This is a genomic window from Paenibacillus sp. FSL H7-0940 (assembly GCF_037979415.1).
GTDB lineage: Bacteria > Bacillota > Bacilli > Paenibacillales > Paenibacillaceae > Paenibacillus > Paenibacillus amylolyticus.
Window position 1 is genome coordinate 542,474 of record NZ_CP150280.1, and the last position, 24,738, is coordinate 567,211.

The following is a 24,738-nucleotide window of genomic DNA, read 5'->3' on the forward strand; positions in this document are numbered from 1 at the left end:
TTAGCATGTTGCTGGAGGATGAAATCAGGAAAGTAACCGGCCGGTAAGTTCAAGTTCATTGTGTGACCCACTTAAAAAAACGGCATTTCTGTTCCAAACTAAAAAAGGCTCGCGCTTGGTGCGGGCCTTTTTGTTCTGAACTTTAAACATCAATTGTCCAATGTAACAGGTTTAATGCTTGAGCGTGAAGCTCTGCTATGCCAGATGGTCAACCCGAGTGAAAAAACGCAGACGAGCAACAGACAAGCATACACCACATGATAAGCTTGCTCGACCGAGACTCCCGGAATGCTGTGTAGCAGCAGCCCACACACGGCTACAGACACCGAACCGCCGAAGAATTGAATCAGTTGTAACATGCCCATACCGGAACCTATCTGGGCTTTGGGCAGCACTCGTGACGCTTCATTATTCAGGGAAGCCATGGAGGCAGACAGTGCCGGTGAGAAAAAGAGATAACCACTGGTAATGATCAAGGCGGACTGATCCAGTCCGAGCATGAATAAAGCAAGTACCGCTGCGAGCAGGGTGTGTCCGATGATCATAAATCGCATATTGCCATAACGGTCGATCCAGCGTCCAACGAAACGGGTGCAGAATGCTGCAACGATTGCCCCAGGAGCAATCAGCAAACCAATGGCGAGCGAAGAGCGTCCATATAAATCAGCGAGCACAAGCGGCATCAAAAACAGATTACCCAGATTCACCACCAGCACGCAGAATCCGATAAGGATTAACCGGGTATATCCTGGCGTTCGGAATACTTGTGGATTCACAAACGGAAGACTCGCTTTCCGAATATACAGGAGGTGTGCAACAAGTGAAATAACGCCAATGGCAAACCACAACCAGGACTGCTGGGTGATCGCGACGAGAAGTGTAGTGGCATTAATGACGGTTAGTATGGCACCAATCACATCGAACGGCTGATCTGTTTTGACTGTTTCCCGTGGAAGGAAATAGAGCAATACAGGCAGGGCGAGCAAGACAAGCACCGTTATGGCAAAAAGTCCGTTCCAGCCCCAGTATTCGCTAATGAGTCCGCCGACAATGGGGCCAAGTCCAAAAGCCATGGCGCTACCTGATGAGATCAGCGCGATGGCAGCTCCGCGTCGTTCCACCGGGATGTAACGACTTGCAATGACGAGACCCAGCCCGGCCATAACTCCTGCACCCGCAGATTGCAGAATACGTGTCAGTAACAGGATTGCAAAGTTATGCGCGAACAACCCTAGCAATGAAGATAACCCCAGGATCAGAAGCCCGACCGTTAACAGTTTGCGTACCGGGATACGGTCTGACAATCGGCTGTAGATCACCGTCGACAGGGCGTAACCAATCGAATAACTTGAGATGACCCAAGACCCCAGGTCCGAGGTAATCTGTAGATCTTGAATAATGACTGGCAAAGAAACATTGAACATGGTGGTGTTCATCACAACGATAAACAAGCAGCACGTCCAGAGTGGCATGACAATTTTATCTTTCACGGTACCATTCCTGTCTTGGGTATGAATATGAATTCGGATTGAGCTTTGATGAAAATGTGATGAAAAGCAATATATAATTTTACACCCAAATTTATCATATGGCAATAATGTCATACTAATTCATTCGGATGTGATGAGCATAGAAAGATATTAATAATAAACAATAGACGGATTTCCTGAATTTAACTAAAATGATCATTGAACATACATAAGCAGATGGATCAGCGGTTAGGTAACTAGATATGTAAGTAATTAGCATGTTGAATTGAAAATGAAGGAGATTATACCCATGACTCATGCATTATTAATGTCCCACAGCGTATTTCCGACGCTGGATATGAAGCGAACCGCGCAGTTTTATGAAGAAAAGATGGGCTTTCGGGTCGTCGAATATCTCGATGCCGCGGAACCTCATATCTGCCTGTATCGTGATCTTACCGAGATTATTTTAACCCAAAGCAATGAACAGAAAGTTATACCCAACAGAGAATTATATGGCTATGGATATGATGCATATTTTATTACCCAGAACCAGGAAGAGCTTCAACAGGAATTGATCAACGCCGATGTGAATATCGTACGTGCCCTCAATCATACAGACTATAATAACAAGGAGTTTGTGATCGAGGATATTGATGGACGATGGATCGCTTTTGGCATTAAACAGGGGTAATTAGATACACAAACAGGCGCTCCGATAACGGGCGCCTGTTTGTGCATGTTGTAACTGCAGATCTTACGCCGCAGTAACTTGTTTGCCGCGATTACGAATCCACTTGATGACATCCATCAGAATGACGGCGACAAGAGCAAGTCCGCCTGCAATCAGGAACTCATTCCAGCCGAATGTATCCGGGATGGCGAAGACGCCGCGAACACCTGGAATTAGTGTGATTGCATAGAGACACAGACATACCAGAATGGAGCCAAGCACGAATTTATTGGTCATAAAGCCTACTTGGAAGATGGTCTGTGTGTTGGAACGTGCTGCAAAAGTTTGCAGACTGCGTGCCAGAATCAAGGTTGTGAACGCCATAGCCACACTGATTTCCTCCGAGATGCCAAGTCCGATATATTGGGACACAATAACAGCCGCACCAATCAGGACACCACGTGTAATCACAGCTTGCAGGGTTCCGCCTGCGAAGATGCCTTCGTTGATATCGCGCGGTTTACGCCGCATGACATCTGGCTCGGGTTTCTCTGTACCCAAAGCAATGGCAGGCAGGGAGTCGTTCACCAGATTGATGAATAGCAGCTGAAGGGCAGTAAACGGATTAACCCAGCCGACGATCAAGGCAAACAAAATGGCGATAATGGCACCGAGGTTACCGGCGAACAGGTATGCGATGGCTTTTTTGATATTATCAAATACCATCCGTCCAACACTGACCGCATTCACGATGGAGACAAAATTATCATCCGTCAGAATCATGGCAGCTGCATCCTTGGCGACATCTGTTCCGCTACCCATCGCTACGCCGATGTCGGCTTGTTTCAGCGCTGGTGCGTCATTAACTCCATCTCCGGTCATGGCTGCCACTTTGCCTTTACGTTGCCAAGCACGAACAATCCGGATTTTGTTTTCAGGAGATACCCTTGCGTAAACCGAGATGTGTTCAAGTTGTTGATCCAGCTCCTCATCAGACATTTTGTCCAGTTCGGCACCGGTAATGGCGAGATCATCCGGTTCGGCAAGGCCGATATCCACACCGATGGCCTGAGCCGTCGTTTTGTGATCTCCAGTGATCATGATGGTGCGAATGCCCGCTTTTTTGGACTCTTCAATAGAACCGTATACCGCTTCACGCGGTGGGTCAATCATCGCTGTCAGACCAACAAGTGTCAGATCATGCTCGTCATCAATGGTGACCTGGTTTTTATCATCGAATTTTTTGTACGCGTAGGCTAGCACACGGAAGGCACGTTTCGAGAAGGCCTCATTTTTTTCTTCGAACTGTGTTCGAATCTCGGGTGTGAGGGGCTGAACCTCACCGTTGATAAATACATGACTACAGCGGCTGAACAGCACATCCGGTCCACCTTTGGTCAGCAAAGCCGTCTGTCCCTCGAAGGTATGCACCGTACTCATGAGCTTTCGATCCGAGTCAAAAGGAAGCTCAGCTTCACGCGGGAACTGGTCACGGATTTCATTGTAATCCTTGTTCACCCGGTTGCTGAAGGCAATGAGGGCCACTTCGGTTGGATCACCCAGTTCCTTGCCTTCCTGGTTAATATTCGAATCATTGCAGAGCACTGCAATATGTAACAGACGTCGTTCCTCTTCCGACCACTGATCGGGATCATCGGGGAATTCGTCCTTGGTGCCATGGGGAATGTAATAATCCACGACAGTCATCTTATTCTGAGTTAGCGTTCCGGTTTTATCCGTACAGATGATACTGGCAGAACCGAGCGCCTCAACAGCAGGCAGTCTGCGAATGATCGCATGTTGTTTGGCCATCTTATTTGTTCCGAGTGACAATACGATAGTCACAATGGAGGATAACGCCTCAGGAATGGCAGCAACTGCAACAGCTACAGCAAACATCAGTGCATTCACGATGGATGGTCCGATATTCTCCGTACCTTCGGTCAACCATACACGACCCGCTTCAATGCCAAAGATGAGAATCGACAAGCCTAGGATGAAAAAGCCCAGTTTTTTGCTGAATGATTCCAACTTGCGCTGTAATGGCGTGTTCTTGGCTTCGGCATTTTCAATCAATTCGGCAATTTTGCCGATTTCGGTTTTGAGAGCCGTACCTGTAATGACAAGCATACCCCGTCCATATACGACGAGTGAGCCACTGAAGGCCATATTGCGACGATCTCCGATTGGAGCCTCATCCGGGATGGTATCGGCGTGTTTCTCCGCAGCTTCGGACTCTCCGGTCAACATGCCTTCGTTGATTTTCAGACTTCCTGATTCCAGGATACGCCCGTCTGCCGGGACATAATCACCTGCATCCAGCATAACAATATCACCGGGAACGAGTTCCCTCGCTGGAATGGTTTTTTTCTGCCCGTCACGAATGACCTTGGCTTCAGGTGCAGACATTTGTTTCAGCGCGTCAAGCGAACTCTCGGCTTTTTTGGTCTGCACTACACTGATCACCGCGTTGAGCAAAATAACCAGGAATATGATCAATGATTCAATCAGGTGTCCAAGTACAACCTGTACCGCGGCTGCAATCAGCAGCACGATGACCATGGGATCTTTGAAATTTTCGAGGAACAATTTCCAGACGGGTGTTGCATCTTTACCTTTTAACTCGTTATATCCTTCCGTTTCAATTCTCTTGGCAGCTTCGGAGGTCGTAAGTCCCTTGGAGGAACTTTGTACATCCTGAAGGGTTTCCTCCGCACTGTGTCTGTAATGTTGCAATTGACCAGCTCCTTGAATATTAGATTTCTCTGTGTATTACCCTTACGGGCAAAATCTAGAATCGTTTCATTTTCGTATTTTTTTAAGATTATGGATTTATACGTTTTTAGCTGTACACAGTATTTTTCATAATGATCCGAGATATGCCTTTTTTTGAATGTTATTATTTCCAGTTTGGATGATAGTCTGGAGAAACATATATAGATGTTGGATCAGAAACTGTGTGCACCATCACACTAGCTCATATCAGGGTCTGTTACGCTATTACATAACGAACCGCGTTTAATCTAAGTTTGGAGGGGAAACCATATGTTTTGTTATCAGTGCGAACAGACGCCGAGTGGCGGGTGTACCGTGGTAGGGGTATGCGGCAAAAACGAAACAATCGCAAGTTTGCAGGATACGATGATTTTTGCGTTAAAAGGCATCGCTGCTTATGCGACACATGCGCGCCAGTTGGGATATCATGATCCTGAGGTGGATCGGATTACACATGAGGCATTATATATGACATTAACGAACTCGAATTTTAATGTACAGGAACATCTTGAGATGGCGATGAAGGTAGGTAATGCAGCAATCCGCATTATGGATGTGCTGGATCGTGCGCACACGGACCGCTTTGGTGTACCGCAACCGATTACGGTTAGCCAGAACCAGATTGAAGGACAGTGCATCGTGGTAACAGGGCATAATCTGTATGCATTGGAGGAGTTGCTTCGTCAAACCGAAGGGAAAGGAATCAACATCTATACCCACTCGGAAATGTTGCCTGCACACGGTTATCCGGTGTTGAAGAAATACGCCCATCTCAAGGGTAATATCGGCAAAGCCTGGTACGATCAGAGAAGACTTTTCGAACAATTCCCGGGTGCTATTCTTGCAACAACCAACTGTGTCATGCCGATCAAAGGCACATATGCAGACCGCTTTTACTCTTACGAAGTGGCGGGTCTGGACGGTGTGGCTAAGATCATGGATGATGACTTCTCACCGCTGATTGAACGTGCATTGTCTCTGCCTGCGGCTAATGTACAGTCGGAGCAAGTCTTAACGACAGGATACCATCATGAGACCGTGATTGGGCTTGCGCCCGAGATTATTCAAGCGGTGAAAGACGGTCATATCCGTCGATTCTTCGTTATTGCAGGTTGTGATGCGCCGGGGAAAGGTGGCAACTACTATCGTGAACTCGCGACATCCTTGCCGAATGATACTGTAATTCTGACGACTTCCTGTGGTAAGTTCCGCTTCAACGATGTGGATTATGGTACGGTTCGAGACACGGGTATACCGCGTTATATCGATCTGGGTCAATGCAACAATTCCGGTTCTACGGTGAAAATTGCAATGGCTTTGGCGGATGCTTTTGGCTGTACCGTGAACGAGTTACCTGTCAGCATTGTGCTGTCCTGGTTTGAGCAAAAAGCAGTTGCGATCCTGCTTGGCCTGTTCAGCCTTGGCATTCAGGACATTCGAATTGGACCAAAACCGCCTGAGTTCATATCGGAAGGTGTCTTGGATGTACTCGTGGATATGTTTGGTCTGAAGTTAATTACAACGGCAGAAGAAGATATGAACGCGATGTTGGCACTGTCATAGAATGAGGATGTATATTTACGTGCATCGCCATCTGATGACTGCGAATGTCGGTTGTGAGTATGAAGAGTATGACTCATACGTACAGATGGATAAGAGCCTACATAAGAGTAGGCTTTTTTGCTTTTTCGACTTTCATAGGTCCATATACCTTGTATGAATGAACATGCAATGTAAGGGAAATTAGTTTTTTTATCCTATTGAAGTTTTTTCATGGAAATGTGTATATAGATAGAGGCATATTAGATCATAACACATCACAAAACACGGGTTTACCGTAATATGAGGAGATCGTACATAATGCATGACACACAGATTGAAGATTGGTTGAAACTCGCAGGTGGCAAGGAGAACATCAAGCTCGTAGAACACGATAAGGGCACAACGACGCTAGCACTGAAGGAAAGTACACAATTGAACATGTCGGCACTTACCTCCGCAGATGTTGTAGCAAATATTCGGGTAACAGGTGAGCAGTGTCATCTGACAATAAGAGATGAATCTTCCCTGATCTACAATACGTTACTGGGTATGGACGCTTGGGATTCGACAGGGACAACGTTGCAGGAAGCGGGACACACGAAGAAAAACGGATTCTCGATCTTACATTTTGTATCCGATGTATTCAGGCCCTTGATGCCTGCGATTCTCGGAGCCGCTGTTATTAAAATTATAGTCGCCATTATTGCGTTAATGGATACGTACAGTTCTGCCGACTCTTCAGCATTGATGGACAGCCAGACCTTTACGATCTTCAGGATCATTGGAGACAGTGTATTTTATGTACTGCCTATATTGGTAGCAATCAGCACAGCGTATCGGTTGAAGAGTAATATCTATGTTGCAGCATCTATTGGCGGACTCATGTTTTATCCGGAGATGACCATGCTGATGTCAGGGGAAAAAGAGGTGCATTTCCTGGGTTTGCCACTTGTGTCCCAGCCTGCTTTTTACTCTACGCCCATCTGGGTCATTCTCACGATCTGTGCAGCGGCCTGCCTGGAAAGAGTCATTGAACGATGGAGTCCAAAATTCTTCAAAGGGATGGTTGCTCCATTCCTGACGTTACTGATTCTTGTTCCGCTAGTATTGATGATACTTGGTCCAGTCGGCACCTGGATTGATGAATATCTGCCGGAGGCATTGAATTCACTAGTAGCTAATGCTCCAGTTTTGTCGGTGATGTTACTGGGAGCTGTCTTCTCACTGATGTTAATTATAGGATTACACTACTGGCTGATTGCCATCATCATTAATGAAATGGTTATGAATGGTGGTTCTATGGTGATTGCTGCCATGTTAGTGGCGATTGTTGGACAAACGGGGGCCGCGCTTGCAAACGGAATCCGCTCGAAAGAGCCAACATCAAGAAGCCTGGCTTTCTGGGCTACTGGAACCGCCCTCCTTGGAGTGGTAGAGCCTGCATTGTATGCGGTCAACATGAGAAAAAGATCCTCTTTCTATGCGGCATTGCTGGGTGGAGCTGCGGGTGGACTATATTTCGGATTGTTATCTGTCAAGGCATTTGCTATGGTGGGGAATCCGAGCTTGGTCAGCCTCCCGCTCTTCATCGAAGAGGGTGGCCTGAATCTGTTACACACTTGCATTGGTGTGGTTATTGCATTTGGTGTCTCAGGTGGACTAACGTATTGGATGGCAGGAAAAGGACAGAAACGGGGACAGGGGTCACCGAAAGCTAGCCTTGCTTAATACGTAAAACGTAGCATTGAAAAGTAGCATTAAAGTTGTAAGAAAGAGCCTGTACCGGATGGTACGGGCTTTTTTGTTGTGTTTTTACTGATTAAATTAATTATGAGATGTATAATAGCTGTCCACCATTTTATTCAAGCCATAGCTTGTTGGTAATGGAGTTGTCATGTATTTTGATATAGTGAAACCTATAAATCTGGATTACTAATCCCTTTGAAAGGATAACCTATGTCTGACAACATGGAATGGATTGCTCAATGGAAGTCAACGAATGCACTAAGCAACGCATGGATAACGAAAGGCGAGCTGCATCACTTTCCTAGTCACACCTTGATATTTATCATTGATGGAAAAGCGATCTGGAATATAAATGGACACCGAGTTCACGTCTCCTATGGAGAATTAATTGCGCTTGAAGAGAACTCTGTAATGGAGGTCATTGAAGGTGGCAACCTGGATCTGGCAGGCTGGCATGTTCAGTTCGATACATATTCTGTGCTGCATGATAGACGGGAAGCTGAGAAGTTCGAATGGCGGTTACCGTCAGGAGAGGCGTATCAGAAAGTGCAACTGTCCGGTGGAAGTCTGGCAAGTATCATTCAGCATTGGAGTGAAGTGCATACACCGGATCAGAGTGCAGAAAGGGTTGGCAATCAGCATTTGTTATATGAGTTGTTAAGTAATCTATATCGGAAACAGCCGGATAACGAGTTGAAGCCGGAACACGGTATACTTCGCTCCATTGACTACATGCAGCAGCATTATGATCAGGTCATTACACGTACACAGTTAGCTCAGATTGCCGGAATCAGTCCATGGCATTACTCCCGCAAATTTAGTGAGCGATATGGTAAGCCACCTCTGGATTATCTGGCCCACTACCGGATCTATCGCGCGCAGGAAGAACTGATATTAACCGCTGCAACCTCACAGGATATTGCCAAAAAGTCTGGATTTGAAGATGCTCATTATTTTAGCCGACGCTTCAAACAGTTGACTGGCGTATCACCTAAGATATATAGGCAGACGATGACGCAGCGCAAGATGGTGTCACTTTCTCCAATCTGTGCAGAAATTATGATTCATCTGGGTGTCATCCCCCATGCCGTAGTGGTCACCCCAATCCTGCTGTCCCCACATCACCATGAACAATTTACAGCGTATGGAGTAGAGATGCTGGAGGTAACACAGTATGAGGTGGAGATAGAACTTGTTCGACAGCTTCAACCGGAGATGTTGATAGGAAACGTATTGACGGAAGAGGTCAAAAGGGAACTGCGCACAATTGCACCGATTCTAACCGGACTTCATCAAGATGTAGAACCAATGCTCGATCAATTGGCAGCCTGGTTTTATAAAGAAGATGAGGCTTATAGACTGCATCAGCAGATGAAACACGAAGTCAGCGTAGCTAAGCGACAGTTGCAACCCTTCATCCAATCCGCGTCCACTGTCATGCTGCTGAGGGTAGAAGCGTTTGGTTATCGATATCTGGGTGGGCATTCACACGGGGTATCACATTTGTTATATGAACAGCTTGGATTAACACTGCCGCAAGCACTGGATTCAGGTACAGCATGGTTTAACCCTTGTTCGCTTGAACTGCTCACACAAGCCAATCCCGATTATCTGTTTGTGGAGAAGCGGATCATGCAGCACTTCAGTGCTGAAGAGAATATGAGGAAACTATGGGAGAGTCCGCAATGGAACGAGCTGAAGGCTGTGAAAAATAATCGGGTATTTTACGTAGATACTCACCTGTGGGTAGACGGTCACGGAATAACGGGACACACTCTGATTCTTAATCAGATCATTCGCCATTTTGCGGAATCTTTTCATGAGAGAGCACAATAATCCAACTGAATACGCACGATATGCTATGGAAGCAACACTTCTTATTTGATAATATTTGATAATAATTATCATTATCAATATACATAAGGGGCGAAGTATATCATGTCACGAAGATTTAAAGGGTTGGGCATCATGCTGTTGGTGATCAGTATGATGTTGGCGGCATGTTCCGGTGGAACCAAGGAAGAGAATGCTACAGCTGGAACAGCAGGGGCTTCAACTGAAGGAGCAGCGAGTACTGCAGAAGAAACAGCGACTGAAAGTGGGACTAAGGTGGTGAAGGATCAGTTTGGAGAAGTAACGATTCCAACTCATCCTCAAAATCTGGTTGTGTTTGATTCGATTTATGCCGAGTATCTGATTGAAATGGGTGTTACACCCCAAATCGTTTTGTTAACTCCAGAAGTTGAAGCGGAATACCGCCCTGATTATTTGAAAGAACACGGGGTCCAAATCATTGAAGTCGAGCAATATCAATATAATTATGAGCAGTTGCTTGCGTTGTCACCGGATATGATCCTTGCAGCTGGCGAAGGAATGGAACAGGGCGTATATGATGAATTGTCCAAAATAGCTCCTACAGTGGCACTTGATGCCAACAGTGAAATGAAACGTGCTATGCCAAAGCTGGCTGCCATATTTGACAAGAACGAAGAATCTGCCAAAGTACTGGCTGAATTCGATGAGAAAGCCTCACAAGCGAAAGAGAAAATCGCGGCAGCCTTGGGAGAAAAGACCGTATTGGTTCTCCGGGTGGAGCACAATCGTTACCGTTTCATGGGTCCCAAAGGAGGAAGTAGCAGTGTTTTCTTCTATGATATTCTTGGTCTGAATAGTCCTGATGCTATTAAAGATTCTACAGATTGGTTTAGCCAGTTCTCTCTGGAATTCTTGCCTGAGATGAATCCGGATTATATTTTCCTGGAAGACAGAACCCTCGTAGGTTATGACACGAAGAAATCTATGGAAGATCTGAAAGCAAGTCAAGTGTGGTCGAATCTGGAGGCTGTGAAGAATGATCATGTCTTCCCGTTGAAGACAAGCCAATTCGTATCGGGTGTGGGTCCGATTGGATCTGTAAAATTGATGGACTATGTTGTTGAAAAGTTGGTGCCATAGATGACTGTAGAGCCTCAACTGGATATTTATGATATTACCATCGTTGGTGGGGGACCTGCTGGAATGTACGCCTCCTTTTATAGTGGCATGAGAGCCATGCGTACCAAGATCATCGAAGCCAAACAGGAACTGGGTGGATTCATGCGTACGTACCCGGAGAAGCTGATCTGGGATGTGGGAGGGGTTGATCCGATTCGCTGTGAGAAACTGATTGAATCGCTGGAGAGACAAGCGAGAACGTTCGATCCAACGGTTGTATTTGGTCAGGAAATTGCTGAGCTGGAACGACTTGAGGACGGTGTATTTGTACTCATTTCCAAAACAGGCGAACGTCACTACACACGTACCATCCTGTTATGTGCGGGCAGAGGTATGACTCAGGTGCAAAAGCTGGATGTCGAGGGTGCTAATCGGTATGAGCTGTCAAATCTGCACTATACGATAACCGACTTGTCCCGATTTGCCGGGAAGCGTGTTCTGATCTCGGGTGGTGGCGATTCCGCAGTTGACTGGGCGAATGAAATGGGCAAGATCGCAAGTGAAGTTACGGTAGCACACAGACGTCATGAGTTTACCGGACACGAGTCGCCAGTTGCTCAGATGAAAGCTCAAGCCAACGTCATGACGCCATTTAGCATCTCACGCTTATACGGTGCAGGTGACAAAATAGATCGTGTCGAGTTGGCCCATGTAGAAACCGGTGAGATCACACATGTTGAAGTGGATGAAGTTGTTGTAAGCCATGGGTATGATCGTGATTTTGGTAACCTTGTGCAATGGGGACTGGCGCGGGAAGATTACGGCGTATCCGTTGATCAGCGCATGCGTACCAACATTCCAGGCATATTTGGAGCGGGTGACTTTATCACTTATGGAAGCAAAGTCAGGCTGATCGCAGGTGCTTTTAACGATGCGGTGCTCGCAGTCAACAGTGCCAAGACGTATCTGGAACCTGCTGCTTCCGATATGGCAGGGGTATCTTCTCACAATGCCCGGTTTTATGAGAAAAACAAAGCTCTCTCCAATACGTAGATAGGTTTGCGTGAATGGAAGGCAATCTGAAGAGCCCGAACAAGTTCGAGATCTCCTCGAAATTGTTCGGGCTTCAAAAAAAGTTTACACAAACAGCGCCCACCAGAACGAGGTGGCGCTGTTTTATTTGGTTGAACATGTCACTATTATCAATAAGGATACGCTGAGATGGATAAACGGTCTTGAATCTCCAGACTGCCGATCTTGGCGAATGGATAGATGATTTTCTAAGGAACTCAGGACATCTTATTTGGCCTTCGGCTCCTCTTATTAAATTGTAAGGAACCTCAGACACGTTATCTACCAAAATCCCCTTATAAAAACACTGAAAACGGCTTGTTAATCGGATATAGAGTGTCTCAAGTTCTTTAGGTTTCTGTAGGCGCTTCAAATCGTTGAATAAGACGCCTCAGATTCGTTAGCGCTCGCTCCATGTTTTGATCTAACCGGCGGCGAGCCGAGAGAACGACTCTGAATGTCGCCCAAAGCGAAGCTTTTCATTGTAAGGAAGAAAATCTGCTTTCACGACGTCTTGATCGCTTGCTCGCACTTGAAGGGCACGTTCTCATACATTCAGGATTCAGTGCGCTTGCCTACGCTGAACACGTTCAGGTTCGGTTTCGGGTCTCACTAGAATTGAAAACTCGCGCTAATTCAGCTCAGTCTGTCCACTTGCGAGTCGATCTGCGATCTCTTCGGCTTGTAGAATGGAGGTATAGGGATCAGCAGTGAAATATTTATGAATATCCAGTTTGTAGATATGGTCGTTCTGCACCGCAGGCAGATTGTCCCAGACGGTAGGCAACAGGGAGTGATCTTTCGTGCCTTCTGTAACCATCATCAGCAGGTAATCACCTACATACTCTCCAAAGACCTCCGCGCTAGCTTCCAGATTTTCTTTGCCTTGGTCCAGAAGATCTGATTTTACCTTGGGTGCCGGAGTTAGTCCAAGCAATTCATAGGCTGCTCTTCCACCACGGTTGGCGCTGTTGCCGATAATGGCTGGGTTCTTCAAAAAGTTAAAATCGGCAACGGTGAAGGTGGCACCATCCGGAATGACACCTTTAATTTTGGCCTGAGCTGCTGCGATCCTTTGTTTAAATGATTCGTTCCACGCTATGGCTTCTGCTTCGCGGTTCAGAATCTCGCCCATGGCTGTCACTTCTGCTTCCATGGAATCATACTGATCGGGTACGAATACGACAGTCGGAGCGATTTTGGAATAGGTCTGAAATTTCTCCTGGTCCCATGTGATAATCAGATCCGGTTCCAGCTCTACCATTTTCTCAAGTGAAACCTCACTATGGTTACCCAAATCCGCGCTATCCACAAGTTTGTCACGCAGGAACATTCCATAATCCAGCAGGCTGCTCGGCACACCAACAGGTGTTACGCCGACAGCCAGAACATGTCCTATATTCCAGTCAACGACAACCCGCTCCGGGTTGAGGGGAACTGTAACGTCTCCCATCATCGTGGAGAGTGTTCTTGTTTGCGGTGTGGTGTTTCCTGTATCTGTCGCCCCAGGTTTCATCGTCTCTTTCTGGTTACAACCACTAATGAAAATGGCCATGATCAGCAAAACAGGCAGGGCCATACGATACCAAGCTTTCTTAAACAACATGACAAACCCTCTTTCTAATTGATAATGATTTTCATTTAATATAACTGTAGAGGGAATCTTGCGATTTCACAATAACCGATTCGGAAGCGAAAGCATAACCATTTCAGAACTCAATCGACAGGTTGAATTGAGAATGATTATCATATATGATGAGGCGAAGCTTTGGAAGTAGTAACGAGGAAACACAAAGAAAGGTCCATGACGATGAACATAGAAGAATACGGGGCATTATGGGAGCATATAACGATCCGATTACTGGATATTCGAATCATTACCGTTAACATCACTGAAGATCCTAATACGTGGACGCTTCCCTCGAATGCTTTTTTATTAATTACGAATGGCAAGGGAAAGATTTGGCTCGGTCAGGCAATGCATCACATCAAAGGGACATATATTCTGCACGCCTCCAAAGGAACGCGTCTGGATTGTCTGGCTAAGAAGCCGATGGAAATACATGTGTTGTCGTATTCGTCACCAGAGTCAGAGAAGCCAAAGACTGAAAGATCCCAAACATATACTGGGGTGGAGTCTTTGCAAGTAAGTTTTGGTTTTGAACCAATAGATCCGATACCATTAATTGAGATTATGCAGTTGATGTACAGACAATGGAATGAACTACAGTCAGCAGGCCGGATTCAAACCAAGGCGTTGTTCTACCAATGGCTCGCCGAGATGCTGAAACAAATGCAGGAGCAGAGGTTTAACGATGCTAAGCTGGATCGGGTAGATCAGGCGGTGCATTATATGAAACGTCACTACGGAGAACCACTTAAGATAGAACAGGTAGCTGAAATGCTGAATTGTAGTCCAAGGTATCTGAACCAATTGTTTCAGCTTCAATTAAATACGAGTCCCAGCCGTGTGCTGTCACAGATTCGGATGGAACAGGCATTAAAACTACTGGTGAGCACGAATGGGACCTTACAGGAAATCGCGGAGAGAGTAGGCTATGAGAACGGCTACACGCTAAGTCGTTATTTCAAGAAACATTATGGTGTATCTCCTGAGTTTTACAGAAAGCGTCGAGAGTGCAGTGCTCCAGATGTAGCCCTGCAAACATTCCAACCACTTGCCGTTCTGGAAAGTCATTATTCGGGATGGAGCGAACGAACGGTACCTATAGTTGAAGCTGACAAAAACCAGCCAAAACAGAAGATTATAGATCTACAAGGAGTCCAAGTGAGGAAGCCCCCAGCGCCCGAGGTACCAAGAGCCAGAACTCGAAAACTTGCCACAAGCATGGGCGAGATTACGATACCGACCAAGCCTAGCCGTGTTGTCGTGGACTGGAATTTGGGAGAAGTGCTGGCATTGGGAGTGACGCCTCTTGGAGCGCCGCATTCACTCATTGAAAGTAACCAAATGCTGGAGCCTTATATCTATGATCAAGTACAGGATATCGGCAATCATAATTTTATCTCGCTCGAAAAAGTGCTTGAACTGGAGCCCGATTTGATTATCACCTGGAATCCTGCTGCCTACGCTTCCTATGCCAGAATTGCACCTACGGTGGTCTATGGAGAGACTGGTTACGGCTCTGTCGCGGAGGAGATTCGAGAGATGGGACGTATTCTGAATCGCCAGACAGAAGCCGAAACATGGATTAAGGAATACGGGCGGAGAGTACATACTTTGCAGCAAACGATCCCGGGCAAGGTCTCCGCAGAGAAGACATTTACCGTCATTGATCCGAACTGGGGAGAACATATTACCCTTGTGGGAAATACGGGAACTCGTGGAGGTAAGGCAGCCTACGGGTTACTGAACTTGAAGCCAGCAGGCAAGGTTCGCCAGGAACTATTGGAGCCGGGCCTGGAATACCTGGATATTGCGCGGAGTGCGGTAGGTGGGTACCTGGAGGACTACCTGTTGGTGTTGGATAATGGTCCAAGACACGGACTTGATCAAGCTTCAGGCAAACCATGGCAGAAGTCCATCGAGACAGATCACTGCCGGATTATTAGCCTTGACTGGAATAGATATTTTCTATCCGACCCGTTGTCTGCGGTACTTCAAGCCGAGGAAATGGCAGACCGGATTATGGCATATTAATTGTCGCTCACGCAATGAACTGTAAGACTTATCGACCAGATATCATATATGCATATCCCGAAATGAGCGAACCATATATGTGAATATCTGGTGAATTTCTCGATGTTTAAGTCCATGATGGTTTGTTCTCCATTATACTTGATGAAAACGGACGAGGAGATGGACTCCAAATGAAAAAACAAATGTGGATCATTGCAAGTGTTGTAGTTGTGATTGTAATCGGAACCTATCTGTTTGCAAGCAATACGGGCAAGGAAGAGGCGGGTACAGCCAATGCGCCCAACATCCGAAAATTGGTGGAAGATATCAGCACAGGAAAAGAAACACCGGAATCTGCCTCCATTAATGCCAAACAGTTAATCGTCACCGATCAAGATGAAAAAACCATTACATATGATTTGCCTGAAAATGAATTTTTCCTTTCCATTGCACCCTATGTGGACCAGACCCATCCCTGTGCAATTCATAGCTTGACCGGTTGTCAGGGGGAAATGAGCAATAAGGAATTCAGTGTTACCATTCACGATTCTCAAGGCAACACTTTTATGAAAGATGCAGTGATGAAGTCTGGTGCAAACGGATTTATGGATTTTTGGGTGCCTAGAGACAGAACCTATCTGATTCGTATTGTTGGAGATGGAAAGGTTGCAGAAACGCAATTGTCTACATACGAAAATGATAATACATGCATCACTACGATGCAGTTGAGTTAACAGCAATCAATAGAAGGGAAGGATGCCTTTTGAGCTATCCTTTCCTTTTTTATTTCATAAAAGAATGGGAATAAGGTACTTTCCATTGACAAAAATCCATTCCTACGGCATAATCCAATAGTGATAATGATAATTGTTATCATATAAATACATATTAACAGGGGAGAAAAGAGATATGAAAAAAGGGTTGAATGGACTGTTGATTATGCTGGCCTTTGTGCTGGTTTTGGCGGGTTGTGGTAAAACCACGACTACAACTGATACAAGTCAAGGTAGTGGCTCGGGTAGTGCTCCGGCTGAAGAGACAGCAGGTCCTGTTACCGTGAAGCATAAACGTGGAGAGCTTAAGCTGGACAAGCCAGCAGAACGTGTCGTTACGCTTGAATGGACATATACGGAAGATGTTGTTGCCTTGGGTGTTCAACCAGTAGGTAACGCAGATAACGCTAACTATAAAGTGTGGGTAACATCCGAAGCAGCACTGGATGACAGTGTAACGGATATCGGAACACGCAGTGAACCAAATCTGGAAGCTATTGCTGCATTGAAGCCAGATCTCATCATTGCTAATGCAGATAATAACACGGCGGTCTACGATCAGCTTAACGCGATTGCTCCAACGATTGAATATGATCCGTATGATGGTGACGGCTATGATTATGACAAGATGACAGAGATCTTTAATAACATTGCAACAGCTCTCGGTAAAGAAGACAAAGCAAAAGAAGTTCTTAGTGATCTCGATCAACACTATGTAGAAGCCAAAGAAAAACTGGCTGCTGCGGGGAAAGAAAACTTCAACTTTGCACTGACACAAGCGTTCACATATCAAAATGCAGTCAGCCTGCGTATGTTTACCGATAACTCGGTTGTGATTGGTACATTGGACAAAATCGGACTGGTTAACGAATGGAAGCCGGATAAAGTTGAGAACTATGGCTTCTCTACAGTAGGTATTGAATCCTTAACCGATGTAAAGGACAGTAACTTCATTTATATTACACAACCAGACGATGACGTCTTTGGCACAGCCATGAAAGATAACTCGGTATGGAACGGACTGAACTTTGTGAAGGAAAAACGCACATATCAACTTGATAGTACAACATGGACATTTGGTGGACCGATCTCCTCCAAAGTATTGGTTGATGGGGTAGTCGAGGCGATTACCAAATGAGTTCGGTTCAAGGATCTAAGCCAGCTATGAATTGGCGCACAATAAGCATATATGGGGGCGGTCTAACCGCTCTCATCGTGCTTTTTTTTGTAAGTCTGTGTTATGGAGAAGCTTCCATTCCTTTGCATGTCGTTTGGGACGCTCTTACAGGTAGACAGGATTCATTAGAGCACAATATGGTTTGGGACTTGCGCATGCCGCGTACAGTGATCGGTATTCTTGCGGGTGGCGCACTGGCTGTTGCGGGCGCTTTGCTGCAAACGATTACTCGTAATCCATTGGCTGCTTCAGATACGCTGGGCATTAATGCAGGAGCGTACTTTGTGGTGGTGCTGGGAGCTATCGCTTTTCCAGGCGTGTTAAGTCAGTCGCCTTTTCTTTTCGCAGCACTAGGTGGTTTGCTGGCAGCATTTGCGGCTTATTTCATGGGCGGCGGACGAACATCAAGCCCGGTTCGACTTGCGTTGTCCGGTATGATTGTATCGATGGTGCTTGGTTCATTTACGAGTGCATTACATATTTTTTTCTCCATGGAGACACAAGGGTTGTTCCTTTGGGGCTCCGGAACACTTGTCCAGAATGACTGGAGTGGTGTGTTTTATGCTTTGCCTTGGGTGGTTGGTATTACCCTTCTCGCGTTAATCCTGTCCAGACAGTGGGATATGCTGGAGTTGGATGAATCAACAGCCTCTTCCTTGGGACAAAAGGTTACATTGGCTCGTGCAGTAGGGTTAATTCTTGCTGTATTGCTGGCCGCTGTGATTGTAAGTGTAATTGGGCCGATTGGCTTCGTGGGACTGGTCGCACCACATCTGGTTCGATTGAGTGGTGTACGTTCTAATCGATTACTTTTACCCGGTGTGTTCATATGGGGCGCAGCGCTCCTGGTTGGAGCAGATGTCCTCGCCAAGATGGTGCATAACTCCAGCATGGAACTGCCAACGGGTGCTGTTATGGCGATCATTGGTGCACCGTGGCTCATCTGGCTTGTTCTTACACGCATGAAGGCTGCAAACGGATCAGGCATGTCAACTTCAATGAGCACAGGAGGAGCTGCGCGTCGCTTTGCATTTGGCCCGATGGCTGTATTATTCTCAGTCATAACGGTCGTGCTTATCTTGCTCAGTACGATGTTTGGCGGTATGCGAATTCCCCTGGCCGATTGGTTACCAAGTCTGTTCCAATCGGATGGACTGTTCTCCGCGCTGATTCAGCTTCGGATTCCGCGTACACTTGTTGCCGCAGGTGCAGGAGCTGCACTGGCAATCAGTGGTGTACTCATTCAGATGGCGGTACGTAACCCGCTGGCAGATGCTTCAATTGTTGGTGTGTCCTCAGGTGCAGGGCTTGGAGCGATGATGGTCATCATCTTATGGCCGGGTCTTCCGATATACTTGCTGCCAATTGCGGCAATCATCGGTGCAGCCATTGCTGCAGTGGTGGTGTTCTCCCTCGCCTGGAAGAAAGGACTGAACCCTTCGGCGGTTGTGTTGCTGGGGATTGCAATGTCTGCCATTGCTGGAGCAGGTATTCAGATTCTGATTGTCCGTGGTGCGGTTTACGGTAGCAGCGGATATATCTGGCTGACAGGAAGCACCTATGCTCGTACCTGGGAACAGGTGAGGGTTATCGGATTATTTTTAGTTATTCTGGTACCGGTGGCTTGGTGGCTGGCACGCAGATTCGAACTGCTGGTATTCGACGACAATAGTGCATCCGGGCTTGGTCTCGGAGTACGTCGTACACGATTATTGGCCATGACAGTGGGTGTATTACTTGCAGCAGGTGCGGTTGCTTGTGTAGGAACCGTTGGTTTTATCGGTCTGATTGCACCACATATGGTACGGCTACTGACGGGGAATAAGTTAAGACGATCCATGTTCCTATCCGCATTAGCGGGTGCAGTCATGCTGGTGCTCGCCGATACAATCGGCAGAACCGTTATGGCGCCGACAGAGATTCCATCAGGCATACTCATTGCGATCATCGGAACGCCGTACTTCCTGTATCTGATGTATCGTTCCAACTGGCGCAAGTCTGTGTAAAAAAGTTCAAACCTGAAGCCTGCTCCCCGAGCAGGCTTTTTGCTGTCACGGTATACCCTCCAGCCATGATCTTATGTTCCTGTTTAACCCGGTTGCATAGATATTGGATCATTGGACCTGACGTGGTACCCACAGATAACCTTACCCGATGAATGGCTAGTTCATCTGCAAATGACAAAATCCCCTCACGTCTACAAGAAGTAGAGACCACGTTATCAAACGTGAAACTCTTACTCTCTGTGGACCTTGAGGGGACTTTTTGCTTGAGCACATTCGAATCGTACTCCCGTTAGCTGGATTTCAGAATCCCGCTGTCATCGACGGATTGTACCGCTTGTTGCAATATTTCATTATCCTGAACAAGCGCGAATCGAACGTAACCTTCGCCTGAAGGACCAAAGGCACTGCCTGGGGTTGCGATGACTCCTGCATGTGTAACCAGATCCATGGCAAATTGCTCCGAGCTGTCGTAGTGCGCCGGAATCCGGCTCCAGACGAACATCGTTGCTTCAGGTTTAGCGATGGGCCAACCGAGATTGCTGAATCCATCACAGAGGATGTCTCTTCGCTGTTCATAGATTGCTCTGACCCGTTCAACCTCGGATTGATCACCGGTAATGGCGGCAATTGCTGCTTTTTGGACCGGTAGGAACATCCCGTAATCCATATTGGATTTTAGCTTTTTCAGCATGGAGACCATGGTTGCATTGCCCACACAGAAGCCGATTCGAGCTCCTGCCAGTCCGTACGTTTTTGACAGGGAATTGAATTCCACACCGACGTCCATGGCGCCAGGGAATGCGAGGAAGCTTCCACATGACTTTCCGTCAAACACGAGCTCGCTGTACGCATTATCGTGAAGCACGATAATATCATACTTCTTGGCAAAGGCAATCAGGTCAAGATAGAACTGATCCGGTGCCATCGCAGTTGTCGGATTGTTAGGATAGGAGACCAGCATGAATTTTGCTCGATGAGCGATATCTTCCGGTATATCCTGAAGCTGAATAACATACCCGTTTTCTTCTTTTTGCGGCATATAATACAGTTCTGCACCTGCCAGTAACGGTCCATCCGCAAAGACTGGATAGCAGGGGTCAGGGACTAACACCAGATCACCTTCATCGACAATGGAGAGGGATATATGTGCCAGCCCTTCCTGTGAACCGAGCAAGGAACAGATCTGTGTTGCTGGGTCTAACTCGACCTGATAGCGTTGCTTGTACCAATCGCTTGTAGCTTGCAGCAACTCACTCTGATCATTCACAGCATATATATAATTAGCCGGATCAGCAGCGGCCTCGCATAGTGCAGTTATAATATGCTGCGCAGGTGGGATATTCGGCGTACCCACACTGAGATCAATAACGGGCTGACCGTTCTCCAGTCTGCGGCGTTTGATCTCCAGCAACCTGGTGAAAATTCCTTCGTTGAAATGATCCATTCGTTTGGCAAAGTTCATGATGATGATTCAGCCTCCAATCCTCTTCGTACGCATATTCATTAATAATAAATGGACAGCGACTAAAAGAGAAGAGCAGGGGAAAGCTTGCGGATCATGACTTTACTTTAAACTGACTTAGTTCGTCTTGCAGTTTGCCAGATAGCTGGTTCAACTGTTTCGACAGATCCGCTACCTGTTCGATACTATCCAGCTGATCCTGCGTGCTGGCGCTTACTTCTTCCGTCGATGCCGAGTTCTCCTCTGTGGTGGATGAGATAATCTCCAGTGCCTGGAATATCTCATCTTTGTGTTTGTGTACATTGGCGGTATTAGTGGTAATCTGCATCATACGTTGCTGTAGATCTTTCAGGTCTTTGTTAATACTGAAGAAAACATGTTTGGTATCTTCTACGGATTTGGCATTCTCCTCCGCAATCTTCATACCGCGCATGGTATGTTCAACCGACAGGGTTGTTTTCTCTTCAATAACATTCACCTTTTTGTTGATTTCCTCTGTTGCCTGAGCCGTCTGTTCTGCAAGTTTGCGGACCTCTTCGGCAACGACGGCAAATCCTCTTCCATGTTCGCCAGCACGTGCAGCCTCGATGGAGGCATTCAGGGCGAGCAGGTTCGTTTGAGAGGCAATCTGTTTGACTGTATCCACAAAACTGGATATTTCATTCCGACTCAGGTCAATCTCCTGGATAATAGAGGACATTGCTTGGGTGGACAGGTGGTTTTCCTCGGACCATTTCGATAATTGTTCCACGACCGCAAGTCCTTGGCTGCTTTGATCAGCAGATGTCTGCACGACCGTTCCCATAGCCTGCGCATCGGTAGCAATTTCATCAATTTGGCTGGATAATGAGCCTGTTTTGCGTAAGATATTTTCCGTTTCGATGGACTGATAATTCGTAGCATTGGCAATCTCGTTGATGGCTGTTGATGTGTCATTCATGGTCACAGCCGTTCGTGAGGAGATGGCTTGCAGATCATTCGACGACTGGTTCAGGATTTGCGCCGAGCTGCCGACCATTTGCAGCATGCCCTGAATTTTCTGCACCATGGAATTCAAGCCGGTGGCGATCTGTCCAATTTCATTATTAGATTTGATATCCAGTTTGACAGTCAGGTCACCTTGTTCAATCTGTTTAATCTTGGCCAGCAGCTGTGGTATGGAGCGTAACAGACGGCGAAGGGTAATGTAACAGATAATCACAAGCAGAAGGGTGGCTGCAGCAAAACCGCCAAGTGTAATCCACGTGAATGTTTTTAATTCCGCAAGAACTTCTTCTTCGGATATAGTCAGACCAACGGACCATCCCGTATCTTTGCTGGTAGCGTAGCCGATATATCGACGTTCCCCATTGTCGTTCATAAGTTGTACGCCGTTTTCACCCGCAAGCATTTTCTTGCCGATGTCTCCCATGTCCCCCGTACTGTTCAGGATGTTCTCCTTTAATACCTTCTCTTGATCCGGATGGTACAGAATTTCCCCGCTCTTGGACAGCAACATGGAATAGCCCGTGCTTCCAAGGGAATAACTCTCCATAATCGCCGGGATATCCTTGAATGCAATATCCGCTGCGGCAAAGCCGATCGTGGTATTGTTTTCGTCTTTGATCGGATAAAAGATACCCATGAGTACATCGCCTGCTGCAATATCAATGTACGGATCGGAGAAATAAAGTCCGTCTGCGTCGGTAACCGGCTTGTAGTATGGACGTGATTGGATATCAAAGTCCGGTGCAGATACGACACCATCATTTTGAATCCAAAAGCCTTTTCCATCCAGACCCGCGACCCAGGCATCGGCAAACGAAGGCTCTGCCTTAACGATAGCGGCGAGTGTCGCCTGTGTTTCCGCAGCGTAGGTTGAACTTTTCGCATCCGCAGCAGATGCTGTTGTTTCTATGTATTGCTGAAATAATGTGTTGGTGGACATTTGCTTGACCAGTGCACCTTTTTCCTTGAATAGTGCATCAAATTCACTAACAATGGCTTGTGTCTTGGTCTGGAGCATGGATTCCTGCTGTTTCACCAGAATGTTTCGTGTGCTTGCAAACATAAATGTTCCCAGCACGGCAAAGACAACTACGATAATGATCAGCAGCACAATGGACAACGTATTTGCCATACTGGATGTCCGTGCTCCCGTTTTCCCCCACTTGTTCAACATGTTCGACATATTCCATCTCCCCAGATGATTAATAAAAAGCTCAAAACGCCTAAGTTATATGTCGGCTTAATCTATAGTTTTATGTAGATTTCTGTCGAATAATCCTGAAAGCGACGGAAAGGAAAGGCATGAGTATGAGCAGGGTGAAAGGGGAGGGATGAAAAAAGAGGAAAGGAATGAAAAAACGGGATCGGTAGTGGTTCATCCGGGCGATCTTGTTTATAATGGAATGAATTGGAACTATGGATGGAAAAGGGGGATTATCTGTGAGTGAGTTATGGCATGCTTCAATACAGGGGGTTCCATGGAATGCCGAAAAGATGCACCAGGCGGTGCATCTGTTGCGTCGCAGAGCAACGGTTCATTTTCGCGTTGACGCGGATACATACGAGGACCTTGCCGAGCTCGATGCCAAAGTATTTTCTGCCCGGCCGGATCTGATTCTACACATATCACATATGGACCCTAAAGGGGTATATTCATCCGGATTTTTGGGGCGACTGGCACAGTTGAAACATGTGTCTGCCTTGCAGCTTGATCTTTCGCAGGCACAGGATTTGACGATTCTGGGTGCGATGGAGCAACTGCAGTTCTTAAGATTGAATTCACCTGCAAAGGCGACTGGGCTCGATTTTATTAAACACTACAAACGATTGACCTTTCTTGAACTGCGTGGCAAATTCAACGGATTTGCTTCCATTGCGGCATGTCTTCAACTGCATACGCTCATTCTGAACTGCACGGTCGAAAGTGTTGATGTGTTAGCGGAATTGCCCATGCTTCAGTATCTGTCTCTGGATCACTGCGAGTTAAAAGGCGGACTGGATGTATTGACACAGTCGACCATCTCGATGTTGAAGCTCAGCTCTGTTCGCAAACTGACGAGTATTCAGGGACTCGAACAGATGCGCGGGCTGGAATATCTGCATCTGTCATTGCCCAAGCTGGAGCAGTTATGCGACTTTTCCCATATGACCTCTCTCAGACAGCTCGAACTGGACTATATGAAATCGTGGCGGGATACGACACATCTATGGACAGCCCGTGCTTTGGAGTCTATTGAACTGAAAGAGATTAATACGGCGCTCAAGGCGGATTCGTTTGCTGGACTGACCGGGCTGGAGCATTTGCGCCAAATCGATTTTCGTTTTATTGATGTTAACAAAGGACGAATTGCAGCTATGCGTGATCACCTGGACAAGGCCGGAAAATCCCATTTGTTATATGAAAATATCCCTGAGCATGAACGTCTGAATTCTATAGGTATTGCGCACTTATCGCATGTATTAATGTAAACGGGCTTCTGTCC

At 46.6% G+C, this 24,738-nt stretch carries 16 protein-coding genes; 11 read left to right on the top strand and 5 right to left on the bottom strand.

What is annotated here, in order from left to right:
• Nucleotides 1–149 precede the first annotated feature (149 nt).
• The gene (locus tag MHB71_RS02330; protein WP_340028752.1) at nucleotides 150–1,490 is read right to left on the bottom strand and encodes an MFS transporter; all 1,341 of its coding nucleotides are present in this window, start codon (nucleotides 1,488–1,490) and stop codon (nucleotides 150–152) included.
• Between the two features lie 289 nt (nucleotides 1,491–1,779).
• Between MHB71_RS02330 and MHB71_RS02335 the strand changes: the two genes are divergently transcribed.
• Nucleotides 1,780–2,163 carry a VOC family protein gene (locus MHB71_RS02335; protein ID WP_340028754.1) on the top strand — a complete coding sequence of 128 codons (384 nt, stop codon included), beginning with the start codon at nucleotides 1,780–1,782 and terminating at the stop codon, nucleotides 2,161–2,163.
• A gap of 63 nt (nucleotides 2,164–2,226) precedes the next feature.
• Here the strand turns inward: MHB71_RS02335 and MHB71_RS02340 are convergent, their stop codons facing one another.
• Complete coding sequence (locus MHB71_RS02340) at nucleotides 2,227–4,878, bottom strand: cation-translocating P-type ATPase (protein WP_253502319.1); 2,652 nt, start codon at nucleotides 4,876–4,878, stop codon at nucleotides 2,227–2,229.
• Nucleotides 4,879–5,187: 309 nt separating this feature from the next.
• On the opposite strand from MHB71_RS02340, the gene hcp reads away from it, so the two are divergent.
• From hcp to MHB71_RS02365, 5 genes are all read left to right on the top strand, one after another.
• The gene (hcp, locus tag MHB71_RS02345) at nucleotides 5,188–6,480 is read left to right on the top strand and encodes a hydroxylamine reductase (protein WP_340028755.1); all 1,293 of its coding nucleotides are present in this window, start codon (nucleotides 5,188–5,190) and stop codon (nucleotides 6,478–6,480) included.
• Between the two features lie 297 nt (nucleotides 6,481–6,777).
• On the top strand, nucleotides 6,778–8,187 hold the full coding sequence (locus MHB71_RS02350) for a PTS transporter subunit EIIC (RefSeq protein WP_340028757.1): 1,410 nt from the start codon (nucleotides 6,778–6,780) through the stop codon (nucleotides 8,185–8,187).
• A gap of 228 nt (nucleotides 8,188–8,415) precedes the next feature.
• A complete protein-coding gene (locus tag MHB71_RS02355; RefSeq protein ID WP_340028759.1) occupies nucleotides 8,416–10,041 on the top strand; it encodes a helix-turn-helix domain-containing protein in 1,626 nt (541 codons plus the stop codon).
• Between the two features lie 102 nt (nucleotides 10,042–10,143).
• Nucleotides 10,144–11,160, top strand: coding sequence for an ABC transporter substrate-binding protein (locus tag MHB71_RS02360; RefSeq protein ID WP_340028761.1), 1,017 nt, complete (start codon nucleotides 10,144–10,146; stop codon nucleotides 11,158–11,160).
• Complete coding sequence (locus MHB71_RS02365; protein ID WP_340028763.1) at nucleotides 11,161–12,192, top strand: NAD(P)/FAD-dependent oxidoreductase; 1,032 nt, start codon at nucleotides 11,161–11,163, stop codon at nucleotides 12,190–12,192.
• A gap of 649 nt (nucleotides 12,193–12,841) precedes the next feature.
• On the opposite strand, the gene MHB71_RS02370 is transcribed toward MHB71_RS02365, so the two are convergent.
• The gene (locus MHB71_RS02370; protein ID WP_340028765.1) at nucleotides 12,842–13,816 is read right to left on the bottom strand and encodes an ABC transporter substrate-binding protein; all 975 of its coding nucleotides are present in this window, start codon (nucleotides 13,814–13,816) and stop codon (nucleotides 12,842–12,844) included.
• Nucleotides 13,817–14,020: 204 nt separating this feature from the next.
• Here MHB71_RS02370 and MHB71_RS02375 point away from each other — a divergent pair, with 204 nt between their 5' ends.
• The 4 genes from MHB71_RS02375 (at nucleotide 14,021) to MHB71_RS02390 (ending at nucleotide 19,806) form a co-directional block, all read left to right on the top strand.
• Complete coding sequence (locus MHB71_RS02375; protein ID WP_179086490.1) at nucleotides 14,021–15,871, top strand: AraC family transcriptional regulator; 1,851 nt, start codon at nucleotides 14,021–14,023, stop codon at nucleotides 15,869–15,871.
• 170 nt (nucleotides 15,872–16,041) lie between these two features.
• Nucleotides 16,042–16,584 carry a CueP family metal-binding protein gene (locus MHB71_RS02380; protein ID WP_340028767.1) on the top strand — a complete coding sequence of 181 codons (543 nt, stop codon included), beginning with the start codon at nucleotides 16,042–16,044 and terminating at the stop codon, nucleotides 16,582–16,584.
• A gap of 175 nt (nucleotides 16,585–16,759) precedes the next feature.
• Nucleotides 16,760–17,761: an iron-siderophore ABC transporter substrate-binding protein gene (locus MHB71_RS02385; protein ID WP_036617469.1), complete on the top strand. Its 1,002-nt coding sequence runs from the start codon at nucleotides 16,760–16,762 to the stop codon at nucleotides 17,759–17,761.
• Entirely contained in the window at nucleotides 17,758–19,806 is a 2,049-nt protein-coding gene (locus MHB71_RS02390; RefSeq protein WP_076252758.1) for an iron ABC transporter permease, read from the top strand. Before MHB71_RS02385 ends, MHB71_RS02390 begins: the two co-directional genes overlap by 4 nt.
• A 289-nt stretch (nucleotides 19,807–20,095) precedes the next feature.
• Here MHB71_RS02390 and MHB71_RS02395 read toward each other — a convergent pair whose 3' ends face one another.
• Both MHB71_RS02395 and MHB71_RS02400 read right to left on the bottom strand, forming a co-directional pair.
• A complete protein-coding gene (locus MHB71_RS02395) occupies nucleotides 20,096–21,268 on the bottom strand; it encodes an aminotransferase class I/II-fold pyridoxal phosphate-dependent enzyme (protein ID WP_036617475.1) in 1,173 nt (390 codons plus the stop codon).
• A gap of 94 nt (nucleotides 21,269–21,362) precedes the next feature.
• Nucleotides 21,363–23,438 carry a methyl-accepting chemotaxis protein gene (locus MHB71_RS02400; RefSeq protein WP_180361896.1) on the bottom strand — a complete coding sequence of 692 codons (2,076 nt, stop codon included), beginning with the start codon at nucleotides 23,436–23,438 and terminating at the stop codon, nucleotides 21,363–21,365.
• A gap of 257 nt (nucleotides 23,439–23,695) precedes the next feature.
• On the opposite strand from MHB71_RS02400, the gene MHB71_RS02405 reads away from it, so the two are divergent.
• Nucleotides 23,696–24,724 carry a hypothetical protein gene (locus MHB71_RS02405; RefSeq protein WP_340028768.1) on the top strand — a complete coding sequence of 343 codons (1,029 nt, stop codon included), beginning with the start codon at nucleotides 23,696–23,698 and terminating at the stop codon, nucleotides 24,722–24,724.
• Nucleotides 24,725–24,738 lie beyond the last annotated feature (14 nt).